Source organism: Caulobacter sp. P4_E5, from assembly GCF_056401555.1.
On record NZ_JBFUJD010000042.1, the window covers coordinates 20,486 to 42,503 of the forward strand.

The window sequence follows — 22,018 nt, forward strand, 5'->3', positions numbered from 1 at the left end:
TCCAACGCGCGGGAACCTGCGCGACCACCGCAGGGATTCGACCATGGCCAAACCGGCTTCCATTAAGATCCGCCTGAATTCGACGGCGGACACCGGCTTCTTCTACGTCACCAAGAAGAACGCCCGCACCAAGACCGAAAAGATGGTGCTGAAGAAGTACGATCCGGTCATCCGCAAGCACGTCGAATTCCGCGAAGGCAAGATCAAGTAGGATCGCCTTTAGCGCTACGACATCAAGACGCCCGGCTAGCGATAGCCGGGCGTTTTTGATTCTGGGGTCAATGTTGCTCCCCCGCGATGCGGGGGAGCTGTCGCGAAGCGACTGAGGGGGCTAGCTGGGAAAAGCCGCATTGGCCCCCTCCGGCCCTCTGGGCCACCTCCCCCGCTGCACGAGGGAGGATTACGGGATCATTCCCGCCCGCCGCTCCACAGCCAGCGGAAGAAGGCGAAGCCGCCCCACAGTACGGTGATCACCAGCAGGACCGGCCCGACGCAGACGGCGACGAAGGCCGCCAGGATCGCGACGATGGACAGTCCGCCGGACAACTGGTCGGCGGCCAGGCCACCCATCCAGAACAAGATCCCGCAGGTCAAAAGCCCCAGCATGAACAAGCCGGCTGGAAACGACCGCTGCTTGACGCCCACTCTTGATCTCATCGCCACGCCCTCCCGCATAGGATGTATGCAAGAGGATGCTCGGGAGAAGTGTCGAGAAGCTTAAGAAGGCGCCCTAACTGTTGTTAGCAATGCTGGCCGTAGACCAGCGGCCGGCACACGCCGTCCACGTCGGCCGGCGGCGTGACGCCGGTGACGGCGGCCAGGGTCGGGGCGATGTCGACCGTATCCAGCGGCAGGACACGCTCGTGCGGGGTCGCGCCCTTCCACCAGAACAGGATCGGCACCCGGCGGTCATAGTCCCAGGGGCTGCCGTGGGTGGAGACATAGGTCGCCCCCGCCGTGGCCGGTACGCGATTGGGCTTGAACGCCACGACGATGTCGCCGACTCGGCCTGGATAGACGCTGCGGCGCAGGCGCTCGGTCACCGACAGCTCCTCGGGCGAAGTGTCGGCGGGCGCGGCCGCCATCGTCAGCAGGACGTTGGAATCGACGGCCTCGGCCACGGCCGGGTCCTTGTCGATCAAGGCGAGGGCCGCGGCCGTGACGCGGGCGCGGTCAGCGGGCGACGGAGCCTTGCGATCAGGACCGACGACATAGATCTGGTCGATGCCGCCATCAGCGATCAGCGGGTCCCAGGAAAGGCCCAGATCGCCGCGCAGTTGGGCGTTCAGCTTGGCGATCCACGGCTTGCCGATCACGCGCTCGGTTCCGTAACCTTCGCCGGCCAAGCGCTCGGCGAAGTCGGCGCCGCCGTGGTCGGCGGCCAGCACCACCAGGACGCCGCCCTTGACCTTGTCCAGGCTCTTCAGGAACGCGCCCAGGCGCTCGTCGAGACGGGCGATCTGGTCGCACATCTCGGGCCCGCGCGTGCCGTAGCGGTGACCGATGAAGTCGGTGGCCGACAGGCTGACGGTCAGCACGTCGACCTGCGGCCCGTCGCCCAGGCCATAGGTCTCGCGCAGGCTCTGGGCCAGCTCCAAGGTCACTTGGTCGGTATAGGGGCTGGCATAGAGGTCGCGCTGCTGGCCGGCCTCATCGGCGACGGCCGGGATCGGCAGGGCCGAGCGCCATTGGCGGCCGCCGGTCTCGTAGTCGGCCTCCAGCGTCTTGCAGCGCTTGGCCGAGGCCTTGTCGTAGTCCCAGGTAAACGGATGCTTGGTCAGCTCTGCCGCCAGCTTGGCGTTGAACGCGGCCACCGGCTTGAGGCGCTCCGCCGCCGTCTGCCCGTCGCGCACGAAGGTCGTGAAGCCGAAGCCGGGCTGGTACCAGAAGGCGCCGTCGGCCTGGTGGCCCGACATGGTGATCGCGCCCCGGTCCTTGCCCGAGACGCCGAACACCCGGCTCTTGGGCGAGACGGTCTTCAGCCAGTCGCCATAGGTGGTGGCGACCATGTTGGCCGGGCTGACCGCCCTGCCCTTCGGATCGTCGGCCAAGGTCACGGTCGGATCGGCCAGGCAGTAAACCGTCTTGCCCGTGGCGAGGTCGTACCAGTCGTTGGCGCTGATGCCGGTCTTGTTGGGATGCTTGCCCGTCAGCAGGGTCGAATGGCCCGGGCACGTCTCGGTGAAGGCGTGCGACTGGTAGCCGTTCGGATAGACCACCCCCTGACTCAAGGTCGCCAGGCCGCCGACGAATTCGCCCCGGTGCTGCGCGTAGAGATTGGCGCTGAACTGGTCGACTGAGATCACCACGACCAACTTCGGTTCGGGCTTGGCCGCTATGGTCGACGCCTGGACGGCAAAACCGGTCGAAAGGGCGGCGGCGAGGACACCGCAAGTAAGCATCTTCTTCATCCGGGCGATTTCACCCGAACGGCTCGTCTCTGCAAGGAAGGAACGGTTTCAGCGCTGAAATGTAGAGCTTGAAGCCGTTCGAGGCCTCAATTTCAGGCGGCCTTGCCGACCACCGCGTTACGGCCCGAGGCCTTGGCCTGGTAGACGCCCTCGTCGGCCCGCTTCAGCAGGGCTTCGGGGCTGTCGTTCTCCCCGGCCGTGGCCGAGACGCCGATCGAGATGGTCACGGTCAGCATTTCCTGACCCTGGGCCACCTTGAAGGGCGAGCCGGCGACGTGGTTGCGGATCCGCTCGGCGATGCGCAGGGCGTCGGCCAGGGCGGTGTCGGGCATGATCACCACGAACTCCTCGCCGCCGTAGCGGCACGGCAGGTCGATGGCCCGGACGTTGGAGGCCAGGCGCAGGGCGAACTCGCGCAGCACCTCGTCGCCCACGTCGTGGCCGAAGGTGTCGTTGATCTTCTTGAAGTGGTCGATGTCGATCAGCAGGGCCGAGACCGGGTCGCCGCCCAGGCCCGCGCGCTTGACCAGCGAGTCGAGCTGGCCGGTCATGTAGCGGCGGTTGTGCAGGCCGGTGAGCTGGTCGGTGACGGCCAGCTCCAGCGAATGATCGAGGTTGTTGCGCAGATAGTCGGTATAGCGCTTGCGCTGGATCTGGGTCTTGACGCGAGCGGCCAATTCCTGCGGGTCGATCGGACGCGGCAGGATGTCGTTCACGCCGATTTCCAGCGCCTTGACCATGCGGCCGCGGTCATCGGGATCGACCATGGCCAGGACCGGCAGCTGGCGGGTGCGCTCTTCCGACCGCAGCGAGGCGGTGAAGCGCAGGCCGTCGAAGCTCTTGGCCACGGCGTTGACGATGACCAGGTCGACCGGACCGCCGGCGCTGATCTTGGCCTTCTCGGGATCGCTCTCGATCACCGGGCGGTGCTCGACGCCCAGCTCGGCGGCGAGGCGCTGGGCCTGGCGTTCGTTGTCGTCGACGATCAGCACCCGGCCGCCCAGGCCGTCCAGGCGGGCGGCGGCGCCGGCGATCACGCCGATGCGACGGCCCGAGGCCTCGCGCTGGCGCAGTTCGTCGATCACCAACTTGAAGCGGGTCAGGCTGCGCACGCGGGCGAACAGCATGACGTCGTCGATCGGCTTGGTCAGGAAGTCCGAGGCGCCCGATTCCAGGCCCTGGATGCGATCGCCGCGCCCGTCGAGCGCCGTGATCAGCACCACCGGGATGTGACGGGTGGTGGGGTCTTCCTTCAGCTTGCGGCAGACGGTGAAGCCGTCCATGCCGGGCATCATGACGTCCAGCAGGATGATGTCGGGCAGGTCGCGCGCGGCCATGGCCAGGGCCGTCGGGCCGTCCATGGCGGCCGAGACCTCGTAATACTCGGCCGTCAGCTTGGCCTCGAGCAGGCGGACATTGGCCTCGATGTCGTCGACGACCAGGATCCGGGCGCTCATGCGGCGGGGACCTTGTCCAGCAGGCGCTTGATGGTCTCCAGGAAGTGAACCACCGAGATCGGCTTGGAGATGTAAGCCTCGCAGCCGCCCTCGCGAATCCGCTCCTCGTCGCCCTTCATGGCGAAGGCCGTCACGGCCACGACCGGGATGTGCGCCAGCTCGTCGTCTTCCTTGAGCCACTTGGTGACTTCCAGGCCCGAGATCTCGGGCAGCTGGATGTCCATCAGGATCAGGTCAGGCTTGTTGTCACGGGCAATAGACAGCGCAGACAGACCCTCGCGGGTCTGCAGGGTCTCGTAACCCTGGGCTTCGAGCAGATCATGAAAGAGCTTCATGTTCAGCTCGTTATCCTCCACGATGAGGACCTTCTTCGTCATCCTTACCCCGACCAAACGGTCACGTGGCGACGCCTAGGGATTCGCGCCGTCTTCCAGAACCTGATGACACGAATATCCTTAAGCCCGCGCTAATCGCGTTAAGACCCAACGATCCGAGATCATGGAACCGCGTTACTCCGACCTTCAGGCCTGCGCCATCTCGCCCGCCGCGCCGCTGGTCATCGTCGATGTCGACGAGGTGCTGGCCCAGTTCATGCGTGGCTTCGGCGCCTTCATCGAACGCCATGGCTTCGAGCTGAGGGTTGATCGTTTCGCCTTGTTCCAGAACATTTATCGCCCTGGGGAGACGGAACACCTCGATCTGATCGCGGGCAAGGCCCTGTTCGACGATTTCTTCCGCGACGGGGCCGACGACCTGGTTCCGGCGATCGGCGCGGCCGACGCCCTGGCCGATCTTTCGACCCGCGCCGAGGTCGTGATCCTGACCAACGCGCCCGAACACGGACGGCTGGCGCGGATCAAGTGGTTGAAAACCCACGGCTTCGACTATCCGCTGATCATCAATAGCGGCCCCAAGGGCCCGCCGGCGGCGGAGCTGGCCGCCCGCACCTCCGGTCCCGCCGTCTTCATCGACGACCTTTTGCCGCAGCTCGAATCGGTGGCGGAGAAAGCTCCGCATGTCGGCCGGTTCCAGATGGTCAGCGACGAGCGCCTGCGCCCGTTCGCGCCCTGCGCCCCGGACCGTCACGTCCGCATAGACGAGTGGCCCGCCCTGAAGGCCGCCATAGAGGAGCGCCTGTTCATATGATCCGGTTCGGCATCGACTTCGGCGGCACCAAGATCGAGGCGGCGGCCCTCAACGCGGCGGGTGAGTTCGTCGCGCGGGTGCGCAAGCCCAACCCGGGCAGCTACGAGGCGGCGCTGGACGTGGTGGCCGGCCTGGTGGCCGACGCCGAAGCCATGGCCGGCGCGACGTGCGCGCGGCTGGGCGTGGGTCTGCCCGGCTCGATCTCGCCCCGGAGCGGCCTGATCCGTGGCGCCAACAGCGTCTATCTGAACGGCCAGCGCTTCGGCGAGGACCTGGAAAAGCACCTGGTCCGCCCCGTGCGCCTGGCCAATGACGCCAACTGCCTGGCCTTGTCGGAAGCCGCCGACGGCGCGGGGGCCGGCGAGCGCGTCGTGTTCGCCGCCATCCTGGGCACCGGCTGCGGCGGCGGGGTGGTCGTCGACGGCCAGATCGTCGAGGGCCGCAACGGCGTGGCCGGCGAGTGGGGCCACTTCTCCCTGCCCTGGCCCAAGCCCGAGGAATATCCCGGCCCCGACTGCTGGTGCGGCCGCAAGGGTTGCCTGGAGACCTGGATCGCCGGCCCCAGCTTCTCGCGCGACGCCGGGTATACGGACGGCCACGCCACGATGGAGGCGGTCGCCGCCGGAGATCCCGCGGCCCTGGCGGCGCTGGATCGCTATGTGGACCGCCTGAGCCGGTCGCTGGCCGTGGTCTGCGACCTGATCGATCCGGACGTCATCGTGCTGGGCGGCGGCATGTCCAACGTCGAGGCCCTGTACGATCGCCTGCCCGCCGCCATCGCCCCGCACGTGTTCTCCGACATGTTCGAGACGCCGGTGAAGAAGGCCGTCCACGGCGACAGCTCCGGCGTGCGCGGCGCGGTCTGGCTGTGGCCGCCGGAAGGCTAAGAGCGATCCCATGAAGTCCCTGTGCCGCGACTGCGGATGGACGGGCGAGGCCAAGGCCGCGCGCTGCCCGTCCTGCCGTTCGCCGCGCACGCTCTTTCATGAAGAGCTGGGCACGCTGTCGATCGCCCACCTGGACTGCGACGCCTTCTACGCCTCGGTGGAGAAGCGCGACGATCCATCCCTGCGCGACAAGCCGGTCATCGTGGGCGGCGGCAAGCGCGGCGTGGTCACCACCGCCTGCTACATCGCCCGGATGAGCGGTCCCCGCTCGGCCATGCCGATGTACAAGGCGCTGAAGCTGTGCCCCGACGCGGTGGTCATCAAGCCGAACTTCGCCAAGTACAAGGAAGAGAGCCGGCGCATCCACGAGAAGCTCGACAAGCTGACGCCGCTGATCCAGCCGCTGTCGCTGGACGAGGCCTGGATCGACCTGACCGGCACCGAGCGCCTGCACGGCGCGACGCCGGCGCAGATGCTGGCCCGGCTGCAGGCCGAGATCGAGCGCGACATCGGCCTGACCGTCTCGATCGGCCTGGCCCCCAATAAGTTCCTGGCCAAGATCGCGTCGGAGCTGGACAAGCCGCGCGGCTTCTCGGCGATCGGACGGGCCGAGGCTCAGACCTTCCTCTCCGGCAAGCCCGTGAGCATCCTGCCGGGCGTGGGTCCAGCCACGGTGTCGTCGTTGGCGGAAATCGGCCTGCGCACCGTTGGCGACATCGCCGCGGCCGACCTAAAGCTGCTGGCCAACCGCCTGGGTTCCGGCGGCCTGCGCCTGCACCGCCTGGCCCACGGCCAGGACAGCCGCCTGGTCGACCCGGACCAGTCGCGCAAGACGATCAGCGCCGAAACCACGTTCAATGACGACCTGCACAAGCGCGACGCATTGGAGGATGAGCTGTGGCCGCTCTGCGAGAAGGTCGCCAAGCAGGCCCGCAAGGAGGGCGTCGCCGGCCGGGTGGCGACGCTGAAGCTGCGCACCCCCGACTTCAAGATCCACACCCGCCGCCGCACCCTGGCCGTGCCGACCCAGACGGCCCGCACCCYGTTCCAGGTGGCGCGCGAGCTGCTGGCCGCCGAGCCGAAAGGCCTCTCCTACCGCCTGATCGGCGCGGGCCTGACCGAGTTCGTCGACGCTGAGACCGCGGGCTCGGACATGTTCGCCGACGACGAGCGCCGCACCCTGAAGAACGAGACGGCCATCGACGCCCTGCGCGGCAAGTTCGGCGCGGGGGCCGTGGTCAGCGGGCGCGCGCTGAAGGGGCGCTGAGCTCAGGTCGCCGAGCGCCGGACGGTTGACCGAAAGTTCTTATTATGTTCCCATCACGACATTCGAGGGAACCGTTCGCCATGCCCGCGCTGCGCATTATCATCCCGGCCGTCGTGGCGGCCGCGCTGGCGGCTGCTGCTCCTGTCGCCGCTTCACCCATCGCCGAGCAGACCGCCATGCACCACGCCAAGGGCTCCTTCGACGTCAGCACCAAGCCGGTCGAGCAAGACAAGGCCGAGGGCTCGATCCTGGGCCGCTTCTCCCTGGACAAGGTCTATCACGGCGCCCTGGACGCCACCGGCAAGGGCGAGATGCTGACGGTCGGCACGGACGTCCCGGGCTCGGCCGCCTATGTCGCCACCGAACGGGTGGTCGGGACGCTCGACGGCAAGGCGGGGAGTTTCGCGCTCGTCCATCGCGGCGCGATGCGCGGCAAGGACGTCAGCATGGTCATCGACATCGTCCCGGACTCCGGCTCGGGCGCCCTGAAAGGCATCACCGGCCGCCTGATCATCACGGTGGTCGAGGGCAAGCACCAGTACGCGCTGGAATACGCGTTGCCGGAGTAGGCGCCAGCCTCGCCCGTCTTCGAGATCGCCGAAACGGGCGCGCTTCGTGAGGCGCCACCGCCCCTCTTGCGCGGCGCCATGATGGTTACCATTTGGGCCTCTCGCCCCGATCCAGTCGTCCCGTCCGCGGGATGACCGGGTCCCAACCCCTAGAATTCAGAGCGTGGCTGGCGCCAAAATCGCCTACGATTTTCGGCCGCCATGCTCTGGGAACCGTTCGCGCGCGGTCTTCGCTCTCCCAAACGTGAAGCCGATTTCCGAGGCGCCCCTGTGTTAAAGCGGCGCAGCGGCGCATCGGCCTCTTCCAATGCCGGCGCGTTTCCATATCTAATTCAAGTAGGCGGGTGATTTGCTCGCCAGGAGAGAACAAGTCGATGGCCGAGCGGAAGCAAGGCGGACAAAGCAACGGCGCTGGGTCGTCGGTCGTCACGGAAGTGAAGCCGAAGACACAGAAGCCTTCGCTTTATCGAGTTCTGATTCTCAACGACGACTACACTCCGATGGAATTCGTCGTCTACGTTCTCGAACGGTTCTTCAACAAATCGCGTGAAGACGCTACGCGTATCATGCTCCACGTCCATCAGAACGGCGTGGGGGTGTGCGGAGTCTACACTTACGAAGTCGCAGAAACCAAAGTCGCCCAAGTCATCGACTCGGCGCGGCGCCATCAGCACCCCCTGCAGTGCACCATGGAAAAGGACTGAGGAGCCCACATTGCCCTCTTTTTCGCGCCCCCTGGAAGAATCCCTGCATCGCGCCGTCGCTTACGCGAACCAGCGTAAGCACGAGTACGCGACGCTCGAGCATCTCCTGCTTTCCCTGACCGACGACGAGGACGCCGCCGGAGTTATGCGCGCGTGCGACGTCGATCTCACCGCGCTGAAGAAGAGCCTCGCCAACTATCTCGACGTCGAACTGGCCTCGCTGGTCGTCGACGACGACGAGGACGCCAAGCCGACCGCCGGCTTCCAGCGCGTGATCCAGCGCGCGGTGATCCACGTCCAGTCGTCGGGTCGTGAAGAAGTGACTGGCGCCAATGTGCTGGTCGCCATCTTCTCCGAACGCGAGAGCCACGCCGCCTACTTCCTGCAAGAGCAGGACATGACGCGGTACGACGCGGTGAACTTCATCGCCCACGGCATCGCCAAGAAGGCCGGCGCCTCGGAAGCCAAGAGCGTCAAGGGCGCCAGCGCCGGCTCGAACGCCACCGAGGAAGACGGCGAAAAGCCCAACACCAAGACCGGCGGCGAGGCCCTCGAGGCCTACTGCGTCGACCTCAACGAGAAGGCCCGCCAGGGCAAGGTCGACCCGCTGATCGGGCGCGCGAACGAAGTGGAACGCGCGATCCAGATCCTGTGCCGCCGGACCAAGAACAACCCGCTGCTCGTGGGGGATCCCGGCGTCGGCAAGACCGCCATCGCCGAGGGCCTGGCCCGCAAGATCGTCACGCACCAGGTCCCCGAGGTCCTGGAGGGCGCCACCATCTACTCGCTCGACATGGGCGCGCTGCTGGCCGGCACCCGCTATCGCGGCGACTTCGAGGAACGCGTCAAGCAGGTGGTCAAGGAACTGGAGAGCCACCCCAACGCGGTGCTGTTCATCGACGAGATCCACACGGTGATCGGCGCCGGCGCGACCAGCGGCGGGGCGATGGACGCCTCCAACCTGCTGAAGCCGGCCCTGGCCTCGGGCACCCTGCGCTGCATGGGCTCGACCACCTACAAGGAGTTCCGCCAGCACTTCGAGAAGGATCGGGCCCTGGTCCGTCGCTTCCAGAAGATCGACGTGAACGAGCCGACGGTGGAAGACACCATCAAGATTCTCAAGGGCCTGAAGACCTATTACGAGGACTTCCACAAGCTGAAGTACACGGCCGAGGCCCTGAAGGTCGCGGTCGAGCTGTCGGCCAAGTACATCACCGACCGCAAGCTGCCCGACAAGGCGATCGACGTGATCGACGAGGCGGGCGCCTCGCAGATGCTGCTGCCGGAAAGCCGCCGCAAGAAGACCATCGGCGTCAAGGAGATCGAGACGGTCGTCGCCAAGATCGCTCGCATTCCGCCGAAGTCGGTCAGCAAGTCGGACACCGAGGCCCTCAAGGAACTCGAGACCGACCTGAAGCGCGCGGTGTTCGGCCAGGAAGAGGCCCTGGGGCAACTGTCGGCCGCCATGAAGCTGGCCCGCGCCGGCCTGCGTGAACCGAACAAGCCGATCGGCTCGTACCTGTTCAGCGGCCCGACCGGCGTCGGCAAGACCGAAGCCGCCAAGCAGCTGGCCCAGACCCTGGGCATCGAGATGCTGCGGTTCGACATGTCGGAATACATGGAACGCCATACCGTGAGCCGCCTGATCGGCGCTCCTCCCGGCTATGTCGGCTTCGACCAGGGCGGTCAGCTGACCGACGCGGTCGACCAGCACCCGCACGCCGTCGTCCTGCTCGACGAAATCGAGAAGGCGCACGGGGATGTCTACAACATCCTGCTGCAGGTGATGGACAACGGCACCCTGACCGACAGCAACGGCAAGAAGGTCGACTTCCGCAACGTGGTCCTGATCATGACCACCAATGCGGGGGCCTCGGACGCCCAGCGCAACTCGATCGGCTTCGGCCGCTCGAAGATCGAAGGCGAGGAAGAGGCCGCTCTCAAGCGCCTGTTCACGCCGGAGTTCCGCAACCGTCTGGACGCCGTCGTGGCCTTCAAGCCGCTGACGCCGGAGATCATCCGCCTGGTCGTGCAGAAGTTCGTGATGCAGCTGGAGGCCCAACTGGCCGACCGCAACATCACGATCGAGCTCAGCGACGACGCGGCCGATTGGCTGGCCAAGAATGGCTTCGACGAGCTCTACGGCGCCCGTCCGCTGGCCCGGGTCATCCAGGAGCACATCAAGAAGCCCCTGGCCGACGACATCCTGTTCGGACGCCTGGTGCGCGGCGGCCACGTCAAGGTGGTGCTGGAGAACGGCAAGATCGAGTTCTCGATCGACAGCAATGCCGATCCGAAGGCTCCCAAGGCCGACGAAGCCGAACCGGTCCTGGCCGAATAGGCGCTCGACACAGACTAGCGAAGGGCCCGGAGCGATCCGGGCCCTTTTCGTTCGGGCGCACGCGAAAATTGTGGACGAAACGGGAACAAACGGTTACCGTGTGCTCATGGCCGCGATCGCTTTCGACACGCTAAATGCTTCAAAACGGCTTCGCGAAGCCGGGATGGACCAACCGATGGCCGAAGCGATCGTCGAACTGGTGCAGCAGACAACCATGCTTCCAGATATCAGCGGATTGGCTACCAAAACTGACCTTAGTGACTTGGCGTCCAAGGTCAGTGACTTGGCGTCCAAGGTCGAGCTCGGCGCAACCAAGGCGGAGCTCAAGAGCGAGACCGCCTTGGTGCGCGCCGACATGGCCTTGATGGAAAGCCGCCTCCGCGCTGACCTCAGCGAAAAGATCCGTCTGCAGGGCTGGGCGATCCTGAGCGGCGTCGCGGTCTTGATGACCATCTCCACCGCTCTGATCAAGCTGGTCCCCTAGGCCCGTCGCTCCGCGTCCCGCGCTTGGCGGATCAGAACAACTTCCCGCCAGATGCGGAACAGGAACTCCACCGTGGCTGCCGTGGCGAAGAAGCTCAGGGAGTAGCCGAACGACGTCAGCACACCCGCCAGGCTCTCCAGCGGAATGCCCGCCCAGGAATAGCCGGCATTGATGTTGCGCATGACCAGCGACAGGGCGGTCAGGAGTTCACCGACCATGTGGATCAGCCCAGCGGCGATCGCCAGCCGGGTCACCGGGTGCAGCGTCTTCAGTTGCGCCCAGGAGCGGCGCGAGACATCGGCGACCTGATCGCCGGCCGACAGACTGGGATCGGACATCTCTAGGCCCCTGCCCTTGAAGAGTTGCATTGCCGCAGATGCGCCAGCACGCGCGCCATCGCCTCGATCCAGAAGGCCGAGACCAGCACGGCGACCCCGTAGGCCAGCCGCTTGATGGCCGGGGCCTCGCCGCCGGCGAAGATGCCGAGGCGATCGGCCACCGGCAGACGTAGCACGCTGGCATCAGCCGTGAGGGCGAACGCGCCGAGGCCGTACAGCCACAGCGCCTCGCCCGCGAAGATCAGAAACGCTGCCAGCAGCATCAGCTGGGTGACTGGATGAAGACGCAAAGCTTGCCCCTCGACGGCCGCAACCTAACGTCACCCACCTTCGCGCCGCAATCGAAACTTGACCGCTACAACGCCGCCGAGATCCTCGCCGCCAGCGCTTTCAAATCCTCCACATCGGCCATACCGCCCTCGCCGTGACGCCCTAGGGCCTCGCCCTCGTAGCGGGGGATCACGTGGAAATGCAGGTGGAAGATCGTCTGGCCGGCGGGGGCGCCGTTGAACTGGGTGACGACCACGCCATCCGGCTTCAAGGCCGCGACCACGGCGCGGGTCAGCGTCTGCGCAGCGGCGGCCAATTCGGATAAAACCTCGGGCTCGACATCGAGCAGGTTGCGCGCCTGGCTGACCTTGGAGATCACCAGGGCATGGCCGCGCGATTGCGGGAACACGTCCATGAAGGCCAGGACCCGATCGTTCTCGAACACCTTTACGCTGGGGATCTCGCCCCGGATGATCTTGGCGAAGATGTTGTCGGCGTCGTACCGTCCGTCGAGGCTCATGACCGTCTCCTTCTGACGAACCGGTCGTAGCAAACGGGAAGGCTCACGCAAATGTCGACGAGACGGGGATGGTCCCGCCGCGCCGTGCTGGCCGCCGCGCCGGCCCTGATGGCGGGCGCCGCGCGCGCCGACGGCCTGACCCGAATCGAGCTGTTCACGACCACCAACGACGGCGTCCGCATCCATGTGCGCGAGGTCACGCCGCCGGCGCCGCGCGGCCCGCCGCTGATCCTGGTCCATGGCGCGCGGGCGCCGGGGATCGCCTCGTTCGACCTGGCCGTCCCCGGCGGCTCCCTGGCCGCCGACCTGGCCCGACGCCTGAACCGGCGCGTCTACCTACCCGACGCGCGCGGCTATGGCGGTTCGCAACGCCCCGCCGCCATGGACCTGCCGCCCGAGCAAAGCCGCCCCTTGTCCCGCGCCCACGAGGTGGTCCGTGACCTGGACGCGGTCGCCAGGCTGGCGTCGAAGCGCAACGGCGGCGCGCGCGTCGGCCTGCTCGGCTGGGCCACTGGCGGCCTGTGGGCAAGCTGGTACGCCGCCCTGCGCCCGGAAGCCATCGCGAGCCTGGTGACCCTGAACGCCCTCTATGGCGGCTCGGACGTCCACCCGATGCTCGGCCCCGGCTCGGCCTTCGCCCAGCCCGGCCAGCCGCGCCGTTTCGATCCGGCCACGGGCGGCTACGCCCTCTATCCCGGGACCTCGCTGCTGGACCGCTGGAACACGAACATTCCGATCGCCGACAAGGACGCCTGGCGCGATCCCGCCGTGGCGCAAGCGCTAGCGGCCGCGGCCCTGGCCAGCGACCCGACGGCCGCCGCCCTCCCCCCGCCCCGCTTCCGCGCGCCGCTGGGGGCGCTGGAGGACAGCTTCCACCAGGCTTGCGGTCGCCGCCTCTACGACGCGGGCTCGATCACCGCGCCGGTTCTGTTACTGCGGTCGGGCGCCGACTTCTGGAGCCGCCCGGCCGATCTGGCCGCCTTCGCCGCCGACGCCGAGCGCAGCCCCCGGGTCACGACCGTCGAGATCCCCGACGCCACCCATTTCGTCCATCTGGACCGGCCCGTGCGTGGCCGCGACCGCCTGCTCGACGCCCTGGTCCGGCACTTCGAAGGAACATCCGCATGAGCCAAGGCCTCACCGAACGCCAACAGAAGTGGTTCGCCTCGGTCCAGGCCAGCCTGGAGCGCGACACCGGCAAGACCATCGACCAGTGGGTCGAGATCGTCCGTACGGAGTGCCCTGAGACCAAGCCCAAGGCCCGCGCCGATTGGCTGAAGGCGACCTATGGCGTCGGCCAGAACCGCGCCGCCCACATCTTCGCCGTCGCCTATCCGCAAGCCGGCGGCTGGGACGACGCCGACACCCTGCGCCAGGCGCTGTGGACCGACCCCGCCTCGACCGCGATCCTGGAAACGATCGAGGCCGCCGTCGCCGATTTCCCGGGCCTGGTGACCGGTCAGCGCAAGGCCTTCACCGCCTGGTCCAACAAGGTGCAATTCGCGGCCGCCAAGCCGGTCAAGGGCGGCGCGGTTTCTCTGGGCCTGGCCTTGACGCCCGACGCTTCGCCGCGGCTGTCGGAGCCCAAGAACGAAAGCTGGTCCGAGCGCCTGAAGGCCAAGCTCACCCTCGCCTCGCCAGCCGAGGTCGACCACGAGGTCAGGGCGCTGCTGAAGGCGGCGTGGGAGCGGTCGTGAGGGACGGAGCTGCGCCCTAGGAACGCACGCCTCCAGCCGCCGTTGGACCTTGGCGAGTAAGGAGACTTAGCGATGTCCAAGGAAGCCGATCTGGCCGCCAAGTTCTGGAAGGCCCTCAAGTCCGACCGCACCGTGATGCTGGGCCTGCCCGACGTCGAGGGCGGCCGCGCCCAGCCGATGACCGCCTTGATCGAGGGCGACCATTCCGGCCCGGTCTGGATCTTCACCTCATCGGAAACCGACCTGGCCCACGCCCTCGACGTCGAGGGCCGCGACGCCTTCATCCACTTCGCCGACAAGGGCCACCACCTGTTCGCGGCGGTCGAAGGCCATCTGCGGATCGACAACGACTACGAGACCATCAACCGTCTCTGGAACCCCTTCATCGCCGCCTGGTACGAGGGCAAGGACGATCCCAAGCTGCGCCTGCTGCGCTTCGAGCCGGCCGACGCACAGATCTGGCTGAACGAGAACAGCCTGTTCGCCGGCGTGCGCATGATGCTCGGGGCCGACCCGAAGAAGACCTACAAGGACAAGGTGGGCGAAGTGCGGCTGCACTAGCGGCCTTTAAAACTGTCATCCCCGCCGCAGCGAAGCGAAGAGCCGGGACCGCAACAAGCTCCGAGCTTGCCGCAGTCCCGGATCTGCGCGCTACGCGCTTGTCCGGGATGACAGTCTTTGTGGCCTACCGCTCCTCCCGGAACGGCGAATACTCCTCCGCCAGCATCGCCATGTCGCTCTCCACCGCCTCGCGCTCACGCTCGAGATAGCGGGCGACTGGATCGCGCAGGGCCGGATCGGCGATCCAGTGAGCGGAGTAGACGGCGCTGGGCAGGTAGCCACGAGCGATCTTGTGCTGACCCTGCGCCCCGGCCTCCACGCGCGGCAGGCCCAGTCGGATGGCATGCTCGATGGCCTGGTAGTAGCAGAGCTCGAAATGCAGGAACGGTACGTCCTCGGTGCAGCCCCAATGGCGGCCGTACAGGCAGTCGCGGCCCAGCAGGTTCAACGCCCCGGCGATCCACGGCCCACCCGGCCGGCGCGCCAGGATCAGCAGCACCTTGTCGGCCATCCGCTCTTGCAGCAGCGAGAAGAAGCGGCGGTTGAGATAGGGCCGGCCCCACTTGCGGCTGCCCGTGTCCATGTAGAAGGCGAAAAAGGCGTCCCAGTGGGCTTCGGTCAGGTCGTCGCCGGTCAGCGCGACGATCTCCAGTCCCGCCTGAGCGTCGCGGCGCTCGCGGCGGATGGTCTTGCGACGGTTGGCCGACAGCGCCGCCAGGAAGTCATCGAAGGTGGCGTAGCCGTGGTTTTCCCAATGATACTGCTGATCTTGGCGCAGCAGCATTCCGCGCTCGCCCATCCAGCGCCACTCGTCCTGCACTGGAAAGGTCACGTGCAGCGACGAGGCGCCCATGCGCTCGCACAGGGTCAGGGCCCCGCCCAGCAGGGCCGAGCGCCCCTCGTCCGGGTCGATGTCCGGCCGCAGGATCAGCCGCGAGCCGGTCACCGGCGAGAAGGGCGACGAGCCCTGGAGCTTCGGATAGTAGCGCCCGCCGGCCCGCTCGTAGGCGTCGGCCCAGGCGTGGTCGAAGACGTATTCGCCCTGGCTGTGGGACTTCAGATAGAGCGGCATGACGCCCGCCACCTCGCCGGTCTCGTCCAGCACCGACAGGTGCTGCGGCGCCCAGCCGGTGCGAGAGCCGACACAGCCGCTCTCTTCCAGGATCGACAGGAAGTCATAGCCGACGAACGGATCGCCAGTTGGCGCGGCGCAGGCGTCCCACGCGTCCTTGCCGAGCTCGGCGATGGCGCGATGGACGCGCACCGCCGATTGGACCCCCGGTCCACTTGGCTTCACGCCGTGAAGCCCTCGAAGATCAGATTGTCGCAATGGTCGCGCACGCCTTCCCACTGGTCGGGCGACCGGATCGTCCAAGCGATGATCGGCATGCCCTTGGCGCGATATAGGTCGGCGCGCGGGCTGGGCAACATGTCCAGGCCCAGGGCCAGGAAATCAGGGCGCGCGATCTCGACCTGCTCCAGGGCCGCCAGCGACTTGCGCATTTCGGGAGCAAGCTTGCGGGCGCCCTCGTCGTTCCAGGTGTAGCTGTCCAGGCCGCGCAGGATCTGCGGGTGGTGGTCGGCGAACCAGGCGTGGGAGTACGGGTTGAAGCCGATCACGGCGGTCGGGCCGTTGTGGTCGACCAGCACCTCGGTCACCCGCTTCTCCAGCGGGCCGACATCGCCGAAGGGCGTCTTCAGTTCGATGAACACCATAGCGCGGTGCCCGACCATGGTCAGGGTGTCGGCCAGGGTGGGGATGGTCTCCTCGGTGTCCTTGAGGGTCATGGTCCCCAGGTCGGCGGCGGTATGGTCGCGCACGCGCCCTTCCTGTCCGGTCATCCGCTCCAGGCGTTCGTCATGGAAGACCACGGCCTCGCCGTCGGCGGTCAGCTGGACGTCCAGCTCGATGCCATAGCCGCCGGCGCAGGCGGCCTGGAAGGCGGCCAGGGAGTTCTCCGGCGCGCCGTCAGGAGTCCAGAGGCCGCGATGGGCCACCGGCGGGTCGAACAGGCGCTCCCACGCCTCGCCGAAGACATCGGTCGAGGGGCGTTCGCGCGAGCGCATCAGGCGATCTCCACCACCGCGTCGACCTCGACCGCGAAGCCGAGGGGCAGCTTGTAGACGCCCACCGCCGAGCGAGCGTGGCGGCCCTTGTCGCCCAGCGCCTCGACCATCAGGTCCGAGCAACCATTGATGACCTTGGGAATATCGATGAAGTCGGGGCCGGCCTGGACGAAGCCGCCCAGCTTGACGACCCGGACCACGCGATCGAGGTCGCCGTCGCAGGCGGCCTTCATCTGCGCCAGCAGGTTGATCCCGCAGATCCGCGCGGCCTTCTGGGCGGTCTCCAGGTCGACGTCGACGCCCACCGTGCCCTTGACGCCGCCGTCAGCGTCCAGGGAGATCTGGCCGGAGATGTGCACGAGGTTGCCGGTCCGAACGAAGGTCACGTAATTGGCCACCGGCGCCACCGGCTGGGGCAGCTCGACACCAATCGCCTTCAGACGTTCCTCGACCTTCGACATGCACGCGCTCCAACCGAACTCAGTGGGGGCCATGCTTAACGCGCCCCGCTGGAGCGCAAAAGAAAAAAGGCCCGGACCTCGCGGTCCGGACCCTTAAGGCTGGGCTTGAGTGGGTCCGTCCGCAGACGGCCCCAAAACCCGAAGCTGCTCTTAGCGAGCGGCTTGGAACTTCTCGACGGCGGCGGTCATGCGCTCGTTCAGCGGCTTGACCGAGTCCTTGATCGAGGCCGAGACGATCTCCGAGGCCTTGCTGACCTGAGCGATGTAGGCTTCCAGGGCGGTCTTGGCCCAGGCGGTCTGCAGCTCGACAGCTTCTTGGACGCTCTTGGCGGAGGCCAGCGACTTGGCGGCGGCGACTTGATCCTCGGCGGCCTTCTTCGAATAGGCGAAGGTCTGGGCGCCCAGGGCTTCGGCGCCCTTGGTGGCGGCGGTCACCGAAGCGACGACGGCTTCCAGGTTCTTCTTCGAATGGGTGTTGGCTTCGGCCAGAGCGGCCAGCGACTTCTCGACGCCATCCTTGAACGCTTGGTTCGAGGCGGTGCTGAATTGTTCGACAGAGGTCTTGATGGTTTCGGCGGCGGCCATGGGAAGTCTCCTGGGGAGGGTCGGAGGCGGGGCGGATGGATCGGCTGCAACCGTCCATTGCGCTTGGAACAACGCCGGTTTGCCATGTTGCAGTGCAGCAGTCAACAAAATTGTGCAGCGCACCATGACGCAAGGACAGCCGCCCAAGCTGCAGCATTGGAACCACGCGCCCGATTTTTTCGCGCCTGCGGCAAGATCGCTCACCAGTTGTTTACTTTAGCGAAAGGCCGCTTCCATCATGTTACGGTTCACGCGTGTGGCGGTGCGAAACCGCTTCAGTTCCTAGTGACGGACGCTGCTCGATGTTCGCCAAGCTTACCTCTGCCCGTTCCCTGCTCGCCGCCGCCGGCCTGGCGCTGTCGTGCCTGTTCGGCGCCGCCGCGCCGACCACGGCCTCGGCGGCCATACCCTATCTGCAGCTGAACGCTTCCGAGCCCAAGTACGCGGCGATCGTGATCGACGCCAATTCGGGCGAAGTCCTTTACGACAAACGGGCCGACAGCCCGCGCTATCCGGCCTCGGTCACCAAGGTCATGACGCTGTACCTGACCTTCGAGGCGCTCAGCGAAGGTCGCCTGAAGCTGACCGACCGCATCACCATGTCGCCCCGCGCGGCCGCCCAGGCGCCGACCAAGATCGGCCTGCCGCCCGGCGAAAGCCTGACCGTCGATGAGGCGATCAAGGCGATGACCGTCAAGTCGGCCAATGACGTCGCCGTGGCCATGGCCGAGCGACTCGCCGGCAGTGAATCGCGCTTCTCGGCCCTGATGACCCTGCGCGGCCAGGAACTGGGCATGCGCAACAGCCGCTTCGTGAACGCCTCGGGCCTGCCCGACAGCCGCCAGATCTCGACGGCCCGCGACCTCGCCATCTTGTCGCGCGCCACCATGCGCGACTTCCCGCAGTACTACAGCTACTTCTCGGTGAAGGGCTTCTACTTCCGGGGCAACTACGTCAAAGGCCACAACCGCCTGCTGGACAGCATGGACGGTTTCGACGGCCTCAAGACCGGCTACACCACCGCTTCGGGCTTCAATCTCGCCGGCTCGGCCGTGCGCGACGGCCGTCGCCTGATCGCCGTGGTCCTGGGCGGCCCCTCGACCGCCTGGCGCGACAACAACATGGAAGACCTGCTGCTGACCGGCTTCGACGTGATGAAGCGCCGGTCGCGCGGTGAGCGCACCAGCATCGCCGCCAACATCTACGAAGAAGAGCCGAGGGGCCCGATCGAGCGTCCCTCGGTCGAACAGGGCGACGGCGACCAGGCCGGCCTGCGGATCGTCCTGACCGAGAACCCGCGCACCCCGGCGCCGGTGAAGGTCTCCCCCACCCTGCGCGGCGCTCAAGAGTCGGCCAAGGCGGCCAAGGTGACCGCCAAAAAGCCGAAGGGCGAATGGAGCGTCCAGGTCGGCGCGTTCAAGTCCAAGTCCCTGGCCAACGATCAGCTGAAGCTGGTGCGCGGTCGCTTCGCCAAGGTGGTTTCGGACGCGGAAGCCGCGGTCGAGGGCGCCGGCGGCACGTTCCGCGCCCAGTTCCAAGGCATGACCTCGGACGCCGCCCGCGGCGCCTGCTCGGCCCTGAAGGCCAAGCGCGTGCCATGCATGGTGCTGTCGCCGCGGTAAGCGGCTCCTCTTAAGCTGTCATCCCGGACAAGCGCGTAGCGCGCCGATCCGGGACCGCCGGAAGCTCTGAGCTTGCCGCGGTCCCGGCTCTCCGCTTCGCTGCGGCCGGGATGACAGGTCCTATTGGCCCGCCATCACCTTGGCGATCAACCGCGCCAACCGCCCCACGCCCTCTTCGATCTGCGCGTCCGTCGGCAGTGAATAGCTCAGCCGGATGGCGTTGGTCGTCGGGACTTCGGCGAAGAACGGCGCGCCCGGCACGAAGGCCACGCGCTCCTCCTCGATCGCCCGCGCCAGCAGCGCCGCGCCGTCGATCCCTTCCGGCAGGTCCACCCAGACGAACATGCCGCCTTCCGGATGCGACCAGGTCACACCCGCGGGCATCAGCCGCTCGAGAGCCGCCAGGATCACCCGCGCCTTGCCGCCATAGGCCCCGCGCAGGCGGTGCAGATGCTGGTCATAGCCTTCGCAGACGGCGCGGTGGGCGACCATCTGGTTGATCGTCGAGACGTGCAGGTCCGCGCCCTGCTTCAGCAGGACCAGCTTCTCGATCACGGGCTTGGGCCCGCAGACCCAGCCGATGCGCAAGGCCGGCGACAGGGTCTTGGACAGGGTGCCCAGGAACAGGGTGCGCGCCTGATCGACGCCGCCCGCCCGGGCGATATCCAGCGCCAGCAGGGTCGGGGTCGGCTCACCGCTGAAGCGCAGCTCGCGATAGGCCGCGTCCTCGACCAGAGTCATGTCCAAGCGATCGGCCAGGGCCAGCAGCGCCTCGCGCTCCTCGCCGGTCAGGCTGACGCCGGTCGGGTTGGCGAAGTCGGGCACGAAATAGCCCAGCGGACGCGGCGCCCGGCCGGCCATCAGGGCGTCCGCGTCGACACCCAGGCTCAGCGCCGTCTCCGGAAGGTCCAGATAGGCCGGTTCGTAGCCGTTGAAGGCTTGCAGCGCGCCCAGATAGGTCGGACGCGCGACCATCACCGTGGAGTCCTTGCTGATGAACAGCTTGCCGATCAGGTCCAGCGCCTGCTGCGAGCCGGCGGTCAGCATGATGTTGTGCGGCTCGCACGGCATGCCGTCGCGGGTCATGCGCTCGGCGATCCATTGGCGCAGCGGCAGGTAGCCCTCGCTGACCGAGTACTGCAGCGCCTGCCGCGACTGCACGGGATCGGCCAGGATGGTGTCGTAGCCGGCCTGGATCCGGTCGGCCGGGAACAGGCCAGGATCGGGAATGCCGCCGGCGAACGACAGGATGTCGGGCTGGTCCAGCAGCTTGAGCAGCTCGCGGATTTCGCTGGCGCGGACGCGGGCCATGCGGTCGCTGAAGCGCGCGGCCCAGTCTTGGCCGCGGTCGGTATCTTGGGTGGTCATGGGATGATCGAAGTCCGAACTGAAAATGACGCCTGGAGCCGCGCGAAACGGCTCGTCCTGAACGAGGTCAGGGCGTCATACCGAGCAGGTTTGGCCCCCATTTTTCAGGATCAAGAATGGGCGGCGGCGCCAGAAGCGTTCGCGATTGATCATGCCCCTGTCCTAGCTCAGCCGCGCCGCTTGATCAAACGATCCCGCGCGGCGTTCAGCTGGGCGGCCAGGCCCTCGGTGCCGCCTTTGTCGGGATGGGCCATCTGGATCAAGCGGGTATAGGCCGCCTTGACCTCGGCCAGGCTGGCGTCGGGGCCGACGCCCAGGATCGCGCGAGCCTCGGGCAGGCTAAGCTCGGACTTGGGCGGCTGGACCATCTCGCGACGGATGACCGGCCTGCGGCGGGCCTCCGTGACGCTCCACAGGCCGATGACGCCCAGGACGATGCCCGTACCCCACGAGCCGCGGATCGTGGCGTAGGCGGCCCCGGCGAAGGCGGCGATCGAAGCCGCGCCCGCCCCGACCCGCCAGCCGTCGCCCTTCAGCAGCGAGCGGCCGCGCGGCCAGAGCAGGAAAACCAGGATGGCCGCGCCCAGCAGCAGGTACAGCATCGAAACTCCAGACAAAGAACGGGCGGCAAGGTCACCCCGGCCGCCCGCCTCGTCACGAACTTAGACGAGCGCCTACTGCGCCGCCAGCAGGGTCTCGCCGGAATAGGCCGCCAGGCCCAGGCTGTGCATCAGGGCGCGCAGTTCCTGGCGGGCGGCCAGGTGCTGCAGCGACACGGGCACCGGCCGCACCTGCGGCGACAGGTCGGCGATGGTCAGGCCGAACGGGAACAGCTCGCGATAGATGACGCGGTCGCGCAGGCCGGGGCCGATGCGGAAGCCGACGCGCTTGGCCAGTGCGGTCAGGCGGTCCTCGAGGCGCTTGCGGTTGCGGGCCTCGGTGGTGGCCAGGCGGTTGCGCAGCACCACCCAATCCATCGCCTGGCGCTGGCCCGAGAGGGCGCGCTGCTTGCGGCCTTCCCAGACGGTCAGGGAGTAAAGGCTGGGCTTGGTCAGCTCCAGGGTCACCGGATCGACGGTGCCCAGCATGTCGAAATCGACGAAGCTGTCGTTCATCGGCGTCACGACCAGATCCGCGCGGCCGTGGGCCAGGCGGGTGATGGCGCTGTCGCCGCCGGGGGTGTCGATCAGCACGAAGTCGCACTCGGCCAGGCCGCGCGCGAAGGCGGCCTCGAAACCGGCGACCTGTTCGTCGTCTCCCTTT

At 67.3% G+C, this 22,018-nt stretch carries 25 protein-coding genes and 2 pseudogenes; 13 read left to right on the top strand and 14 right to left on the bottom strand.

What is annotated here, in order from left to right:
• The first annotated feature begins 43 nt into the window (after positions 1-43).
• Positions 44-211 (top strand): 50S ribosomal protein L33, encoded by a 168-nt coding sequence (gene rpmG / locus AC1DSO_RS14115; RefSeq protein WP_010920317.1) that lies wholly within the window; start codon positions 44-46, stop codon positions 209-211.
• A gap of 197 nt (positions 212-408) precedes the next feature.
• Here the strand turns inward: rpmG and AC1DSO_RS14120 are convergent, their stop codons facing one another.
• From AC1DSO_RS14120 to divK, 4 genes are all read right to left on the bottom strand, one after another.
• On the bottom strand, positions 409-645 hold the full coding sequence (locus AC1DSO_RS14120; protein ID WP_477069417.1) for a hypothetical protein: 237 nt from the start codon (positions 643-645) through the stop codon (positions 409-411).
• Positions 646-740: 95 nt separating this feature from the next.
• Positions 741-2,402 (bottom strand): alkaline phosphatase PhoY, encoded by a 1,662-nt coding sequence (gene phoY, locus AC1DSO_RS14125; RefSeq protein ID WP_477069439.1) that lies wholly within the window; start codon positions 2,400-2,402, stop codon positions 741-743.
• 101 nt (positions 2,403-2,503) lie between these two features.
• Positions 2,504-3,868, bottom strand: a complete 1,365-nt coding sequence (locus tag AC1DSO_RS14130) for a PleD family two-component system response regulator (protein ID WP_477069418.1) — start codon at positions 3,866-3,868, stop codon at positions 2,504-2,506.
• The gene (divK, locus tag AC1DSO_RS14135; RefSeq protein WP_047412827.1) at positions 3,865-4,245 is read right to left on the bottom strand and encodes a cell-cycle response regulator DivK; all 381 of its coding nucleotides are present in this window, start codon (positions 4,243-4,245) and stop codon (positions 3,865-3,867) included. The genes AC1DSO_RS14130 and divK overlap by 4 nt, the downstream gene beginning before the upstream one ends.
• A 121-nt stretch (positions 4,246-4,366) precedes the next feature.
• Between divK and AC1DSO_RS14140 the strand changes: the two genes are divergently transcribed.
• The 8 genes and pseudogenes from AC1DSO_RS14140 (at position 4,367) to AC1DSO_RS14175 (ending at position 11,266) form a co-directional block, all read left to right on the top strand.
• Positions 4,367-5,014, top strand: a complete 648-nt coding sequence (locus AC1DSO_RS14140) for a hypothetical protein (protein WP_477069419.1) — start codon at positions 4,367-4,369, stop codon at positions 5,012-5,014.
• Complete coding sequence (locus AC1DSO_RS14145; RefSeq protein ID WP_477069420.1) at positions 5,011-5,901, top strand: ROK family protein; 891 nt, start codon at positions 5,011-5,013, stop codon at positions 5,899-5,901. The genes AC1DSO_RS14140 and AC1DSO_RS14145 overlap by 4 nt, the downstream gene beginning before the upstream one ends.
• Before the next feature lie 10 nt (positions 5,902-5,911).
• Positions 5,912-7,168, top strand: coding sequence for a DNA polymerase IV (locus AC1DSO_RS14150; RefSeq protein ID WP_477069421.1), 1,257 nt, complete (start codon positions 5,912-5,914; stop codon positions 7,166-7,168).
• 80 nt (positions 7,169-7,248) lie between these two features.
• A complete protein-coding gene (locus tag AC1DSO_RS14155; protein ID WP_477069422.1) occupies positions 7,249-7,737 on the top strand; it encodes a DUF3224 domain-containing protein in 489 nt (162 codons plus the stop codon).
• 210 nt (positions 7,738-7,947) lie between these two features.
• A pseudogene (locus AC1DSO_RS14160) lies at positions 7,948-8,085 on the top strand (hypothetical protein); the annotation flags it as partial.
• Between the two features lie 26 nt (positions 8,086-8,111).
• The gene (gene clpS, locus AC1DSO_RS14165; RefSeq protein WP_013079900.1) at positions 8,112-8,441 is read left to right on the top strand and encodes an ATP-dependent Clp protease adapter ClpS; all 330 of its coding nucleotides are present in this window, start codon (positions 8,112-8,114) and stop codon (positions 8,439-8,441) included.
• 10 nt (positions 8,442-8,451) lie between these two features.
• Positions 8,452-10,782, top strand: a complete 2,331-nt coding sequence (gene clpA, locus AC1DSO_RS14170; RefSeq protein ID WP_477069423.1) for an ATP-dependent Clp protease ATP-binding subunit ClpA — start codon at positions 8,452-8,454, stop codon at positions 10,780-10,782.
• Positions 10,783-10,888: 106 nt separating this feature from the next.
• The gene (locus tag AC1DSO_RS14175; protein WP_477069424.1) at positions 10,889-11,266 is read left to right on the top strand and encodes a CCDC90 family protein; all 378 of its coding nucleotides are present in this window, start codon (positions 10,889-10,891) and stop codon (positions 11,264-11,266) included.
• Here the strand turns inward: AC1DSO_RS14175 and AC1DSO_RS14180 are convergent.
• The 3 genes from AC1DSO_RS14180 to AC1DSO_RS14190 all read right to left on the bottom strand — a co-directional run bounded on the left by AC1DSO_RS14180 (position 11,263) and on the right by AC1DSO_RS14190 (position 12,394).
• Positions 11,263-11,604 carry a hypothetical protein gene (locus AC1DSO_RS14180; protein WP_477069425.1) on the bottom strand — a complete coding sequence of 114 codons (342 nt, stop codon included), beginning with the start codon at positions 11,602-11,604 and terminating at the stop codon, positions 11,263-11,265. The genes AC1DSO_RS14175 and AC1DSO_RS14180 overlap by 4 nt on opposite strands.
• 2 nt (positions 11,605-11,606) lie before the next feature.
• Positions 11,607-11,894, bottom strand: a complete 288-nt coding sequence (locus AC1DSO_RS14185; protein WP_477069426.1) for a hypothetical protein — start codon at positions 11,892-11,894, stop codon at positions 11,607-11,609.
• Between the two features lie 65 nt (positions 11,895-11,959).
• Entirely contained in the window at positions 11,960-12,394 is a 435-nt protein-coding gene (locus tag AC1DSO_RS14190; protein ID WP_477069427.1) for an HIT family protein, read from the bottom strand.
• 51 nt (positions 12,395-12,445) lie between these two features.
• Here AC1DSO_RS14190 and AC1DSO_RS14195 point away from each other — a divergent pair, with 51 nt between their 5' ends.
• The 3 genes from AC1DSO_RS14195 (at position 12,446) to AC1DSO_RS14205 (ending at position 14,652) form a co-directional block, all read left to right on the top strand.
• On the top strand, positions 12,446-13,522 hold the full coding sequence (locus AC1DSO_RS14195; protein ID WP_477069428.1) for an alpha/beta hydrolase: 1,077 nt from the start codon (positions 12,446-12,448) through the stop codon (positions 13,520-13,522).
• Entirely contained in the window at positions 13,519-14,091 is a 573-nt protein-coding gene (locus AC1DSO_RS14200) for a DUF4287 domain-containing protein (protein ID WP_477069429.1), read from the top strand. Before AC1DSO_RS14195 ends, AC1DSO_RS14200 begins: the two co-directional genes overlap by 4 nt.
• Before the next feature lie 72 nt (positions 14,092-14,163).
• Positions 14,164-14,652: a pyridoxamine 5'-phosphate oxidase family protein gene (locus AC1DSO_RS14205; protein ID WP_477069430.1), complete on the top strand. Its 489-nt coding sequence runs from the start codon at positions 14,164-14,166 to the stop codon at positions 14,650-14,652.
• Between the two features lie 124 nt (positions 14,653-14,776).
• On the opposite strand, the gene AC1DSO_RS14210 is transcribed toward AC1DSO_RS14205, so the two are convergent.
• The 4 genes from AC1DSO_RS14210 to AC1DSO_RS14225 all read right to left on the bottom strand — a co-directional run bounded on the left by AC1DSO_RS14210 (position 14,777) and on the right by AC1DSO_RS14225 (position 17,765).
• Positions 14,777-15,949 (bottom strand): GNAT family N-acetyltransferase, encoded by a 1,173-nt coding sequence (locus AC1DSO_RS14210; protein ID WP_477069431.1) that lies wholly within the window; start codon positions 15,947-15,949, stop codon positions 14,777-14,779.
• Complete coding sequence (locus AC1DSO_RS14215) at positions 15,946-16,719, bottom strand: glycerophosphodiester phosphodiesterase (RefSeq protein ID WP_477069432.1); 774 nt, start codon at positions 16,717-16,719, stop codon at positions 15,946-15,948. Before AC1DSO_RS14215 ends, AC1DSO_RS14210 begins: the two co-directional genes overlap by 4 nt.
• Complete coding sequence (locus AC1DSO_RS14220) at positions 16,719-17,213, bottom strand: RidA family protein (protein ID WP_477069433.1); 495 nt, start codon at positions 17,211-17,213, stop codon at positions 16,719-16,721. Before AC1DSO_RS14220 ends, AC1DSO_RS14215 begins: the two co-directional genes overlap by 1 nt.
• A 117-nt stretch (positions 17,214-17,330) precedes the next feature.
• A complete protein-coding gene (locus AC1DSO_RS14225; RefSeq protein ID WP_477069434.1) occupies positions 17,331-17,765 on the bottom strand; it encodes a phasin family protein in 435 nt (144 codons plus the stop codon).
• Positions 17,766-18,067: 302 nt separating this feature from the next.
• Here AC1DSO_RS14225 and AC1DSO_RS14230 point away from each other — a divergent pair, with 302 nt between their 5' ends.
• Positions 18,068-19,387, top strand: a complete 1,320-nt coding sequence (locus tag AC1DSO_RS14230; RefSeq protein ID WP_477069435.1) for a D-alanyl-D-alanine carboxypeptidase — start codon at positions 18,068-18,070, stop codon at positions 19,385-19,387.
• Positions 19,388-19,507: 120 nt separating this feature from the next.
• Here the strand turns inward: AC1DSO_RS14230 and AC1DSO_RS14235 are convergent.
• The 3 genes and pseudogenes from AC1DSO_RS14235 to mipZ all read right to left on the bottom strand — a co-directional run.
• Positions 19,508-20,826 (bottom strand): annotated as a pseudogene (locus AC1DSO_RS14235) (aminotransferase-like domain-containing protein).
• A gap of 96 nt (positions 20,827-20,922) precedes the next feature.
• The gene (locus tag AC1DSO_RS14240) at positions 20,923-21,357 is read right to left on the bottom strand and encodes a J domain-containing protein (RefSeq protein WP_477069436.1); all 435 of its coding nucleotides are present in this window, start codon (positions 21,355-21,357) and stop codon (positions 20,923-20,925) included.
• 72 nt (positions 21,358-21,429) lie between these two features.
• Positions 21,430-22,018 (bottom strand): division plane-positioning ATPase MipZ (gene mipZ, locus AC1DSO_RS14245; protein ID WP_477069437.1); only part of this gene is annotated, 589 nt, incomplete at its 5' end.

Bases quoted from the DNA above. Each gene is read 5' to 3' on its own strand.
- AC1DSO_RS14145 (WP_477069420.1), top strand. From the start codon at position 5,011: ATGATCCGGTTCGGCATCGACTTCGGCGGCACCAAGATCGAGGCGGCG.
- AC1DSO_RS14200 (WP_477069429.1), top strand. From the start codon at position 13,519: ATGAGCCAAGGCCTCACCGAACGCCAACAGAAGTGGTTCGCCTCGGTC.
- AC1DSO_RS14195 (WP_477069428.1), top strand. From the start codon at position 12,446: ATGTCGACGAGACGGGGATGGTCCCGCCGCGCCGTGCTGGCCGCCGCG.
- divK (WP_047412827.1), bottom strand. From the start codon at position 4,245: ATGACGAAGAAGGTCCTCATCGTGGAGGATAACGAGCTGAACATGAAG.
- AC1DSO_RS14175 (WP_477069424.1), top strand. From the start codon at position 10,889: ATGGCCGCGATCGCTTTCGACACGCTAAATGCTTCAAAACGGCTTCGC.
- rpmG (WP_010920317.1), top strand. From the start codon at position 44: ATGGCCAAACCGGCTTCCATTAAGATCCGCCTGAATTCGACGGCGGAC.
- AC1DSO_RS14225 (WP_477069434.1), bottom strand. From the start codon at position 17,765: ATGGCCGCCGCCGAAACCATCAAGACCTCTGTCGAACAATTCAGCACC.
- AC1DSO_RS14140 (WP_477069419.1), top strand. From the start codon at position 4,367: ATGGAACCGCGTTACTCCGACCTTCAGGCCTGCGCCATCTCGCCCGCC.
- AC1DSO_RS14215 (WP_477069432.1), bottom strand. From the start codon at position 16,719: ATGCGCTCGCGCGAACGCCCCTCGACCGATGTCTTCGGCGAGGCGTGG.
- AC1DSO_RS14240 (WP_477069436.1), bottom strand. From the start codon at position 21,357: ATGCTGTACCTGCTGCTGGGCGCGGCCATCCTGGTTTTCCTGCTCTGG.
- AC1DSO_RS14180 (WP_477069425.1), bottom strand. From the start codon at position 11,604: ATGTCCGATCCCAGTCTGTCGGCCGGCGATCAGGTCGCCGATGTCTCG.
- AC1DSO_RS14190 (WP_477069427.1), bottom strand. From the start codon at position 12,394: ATGAGCCTCGACGGACGGTACGACGCCGACAACATCTTCGCCAAGATC.
- AC1DSO_RS14230 (WP_477069435.1), top strand. From the start codon at position 18,068: ATGTTCGCCAAGCTTACCTCTGCCCGTTCCCTGCTCGCCGCCGCCGGC.
- AC1DSO_RS14220 (WP_477069433.1), bottom strand. From the start codon at position 17,213: ATGGCCCCCACTGAGTTCGGTTGGAGCGCGTGCATGTCGAAGGTCGAG.
- AC1DSO_RS14205 (WP_477069430.1), top strand. From the start codon at position 14,164: ATGTCCAAGGAAGCCGATCTGGCCGCCAAGTTCTGGAAGGCCCTCAAG.
- phoY (WP_477069439.1), bottom strand. From the start codon at position 2,402: ATGCTTACTTGCGGTGTCCTCGCCGCCGCCCTTTCGACCGGTTTTGCC.
- clpS (WP_013079900.1), top strand. From the start codon at position 8,112: ATGGCCGAGCGGAAGCAAGGCGGACAAAGCAACGGCGCTGGGTCGTCG.
- AC1DSO_RS14155 (WP_477069422.1), top strand. From the start codon at position 7,249: ATGCCCGCGCTGCGCATTATCATCCCGGCCGTCGTGGCGGCCGCGCTG.
- AC1DSO_RS14130 (WP_477069418.1), bottom strand. From the start codon at position 3,868: ATGAGCGCCCGGATCCTGGTCGTCGACGACATCGAGGCCAATGTCCGC.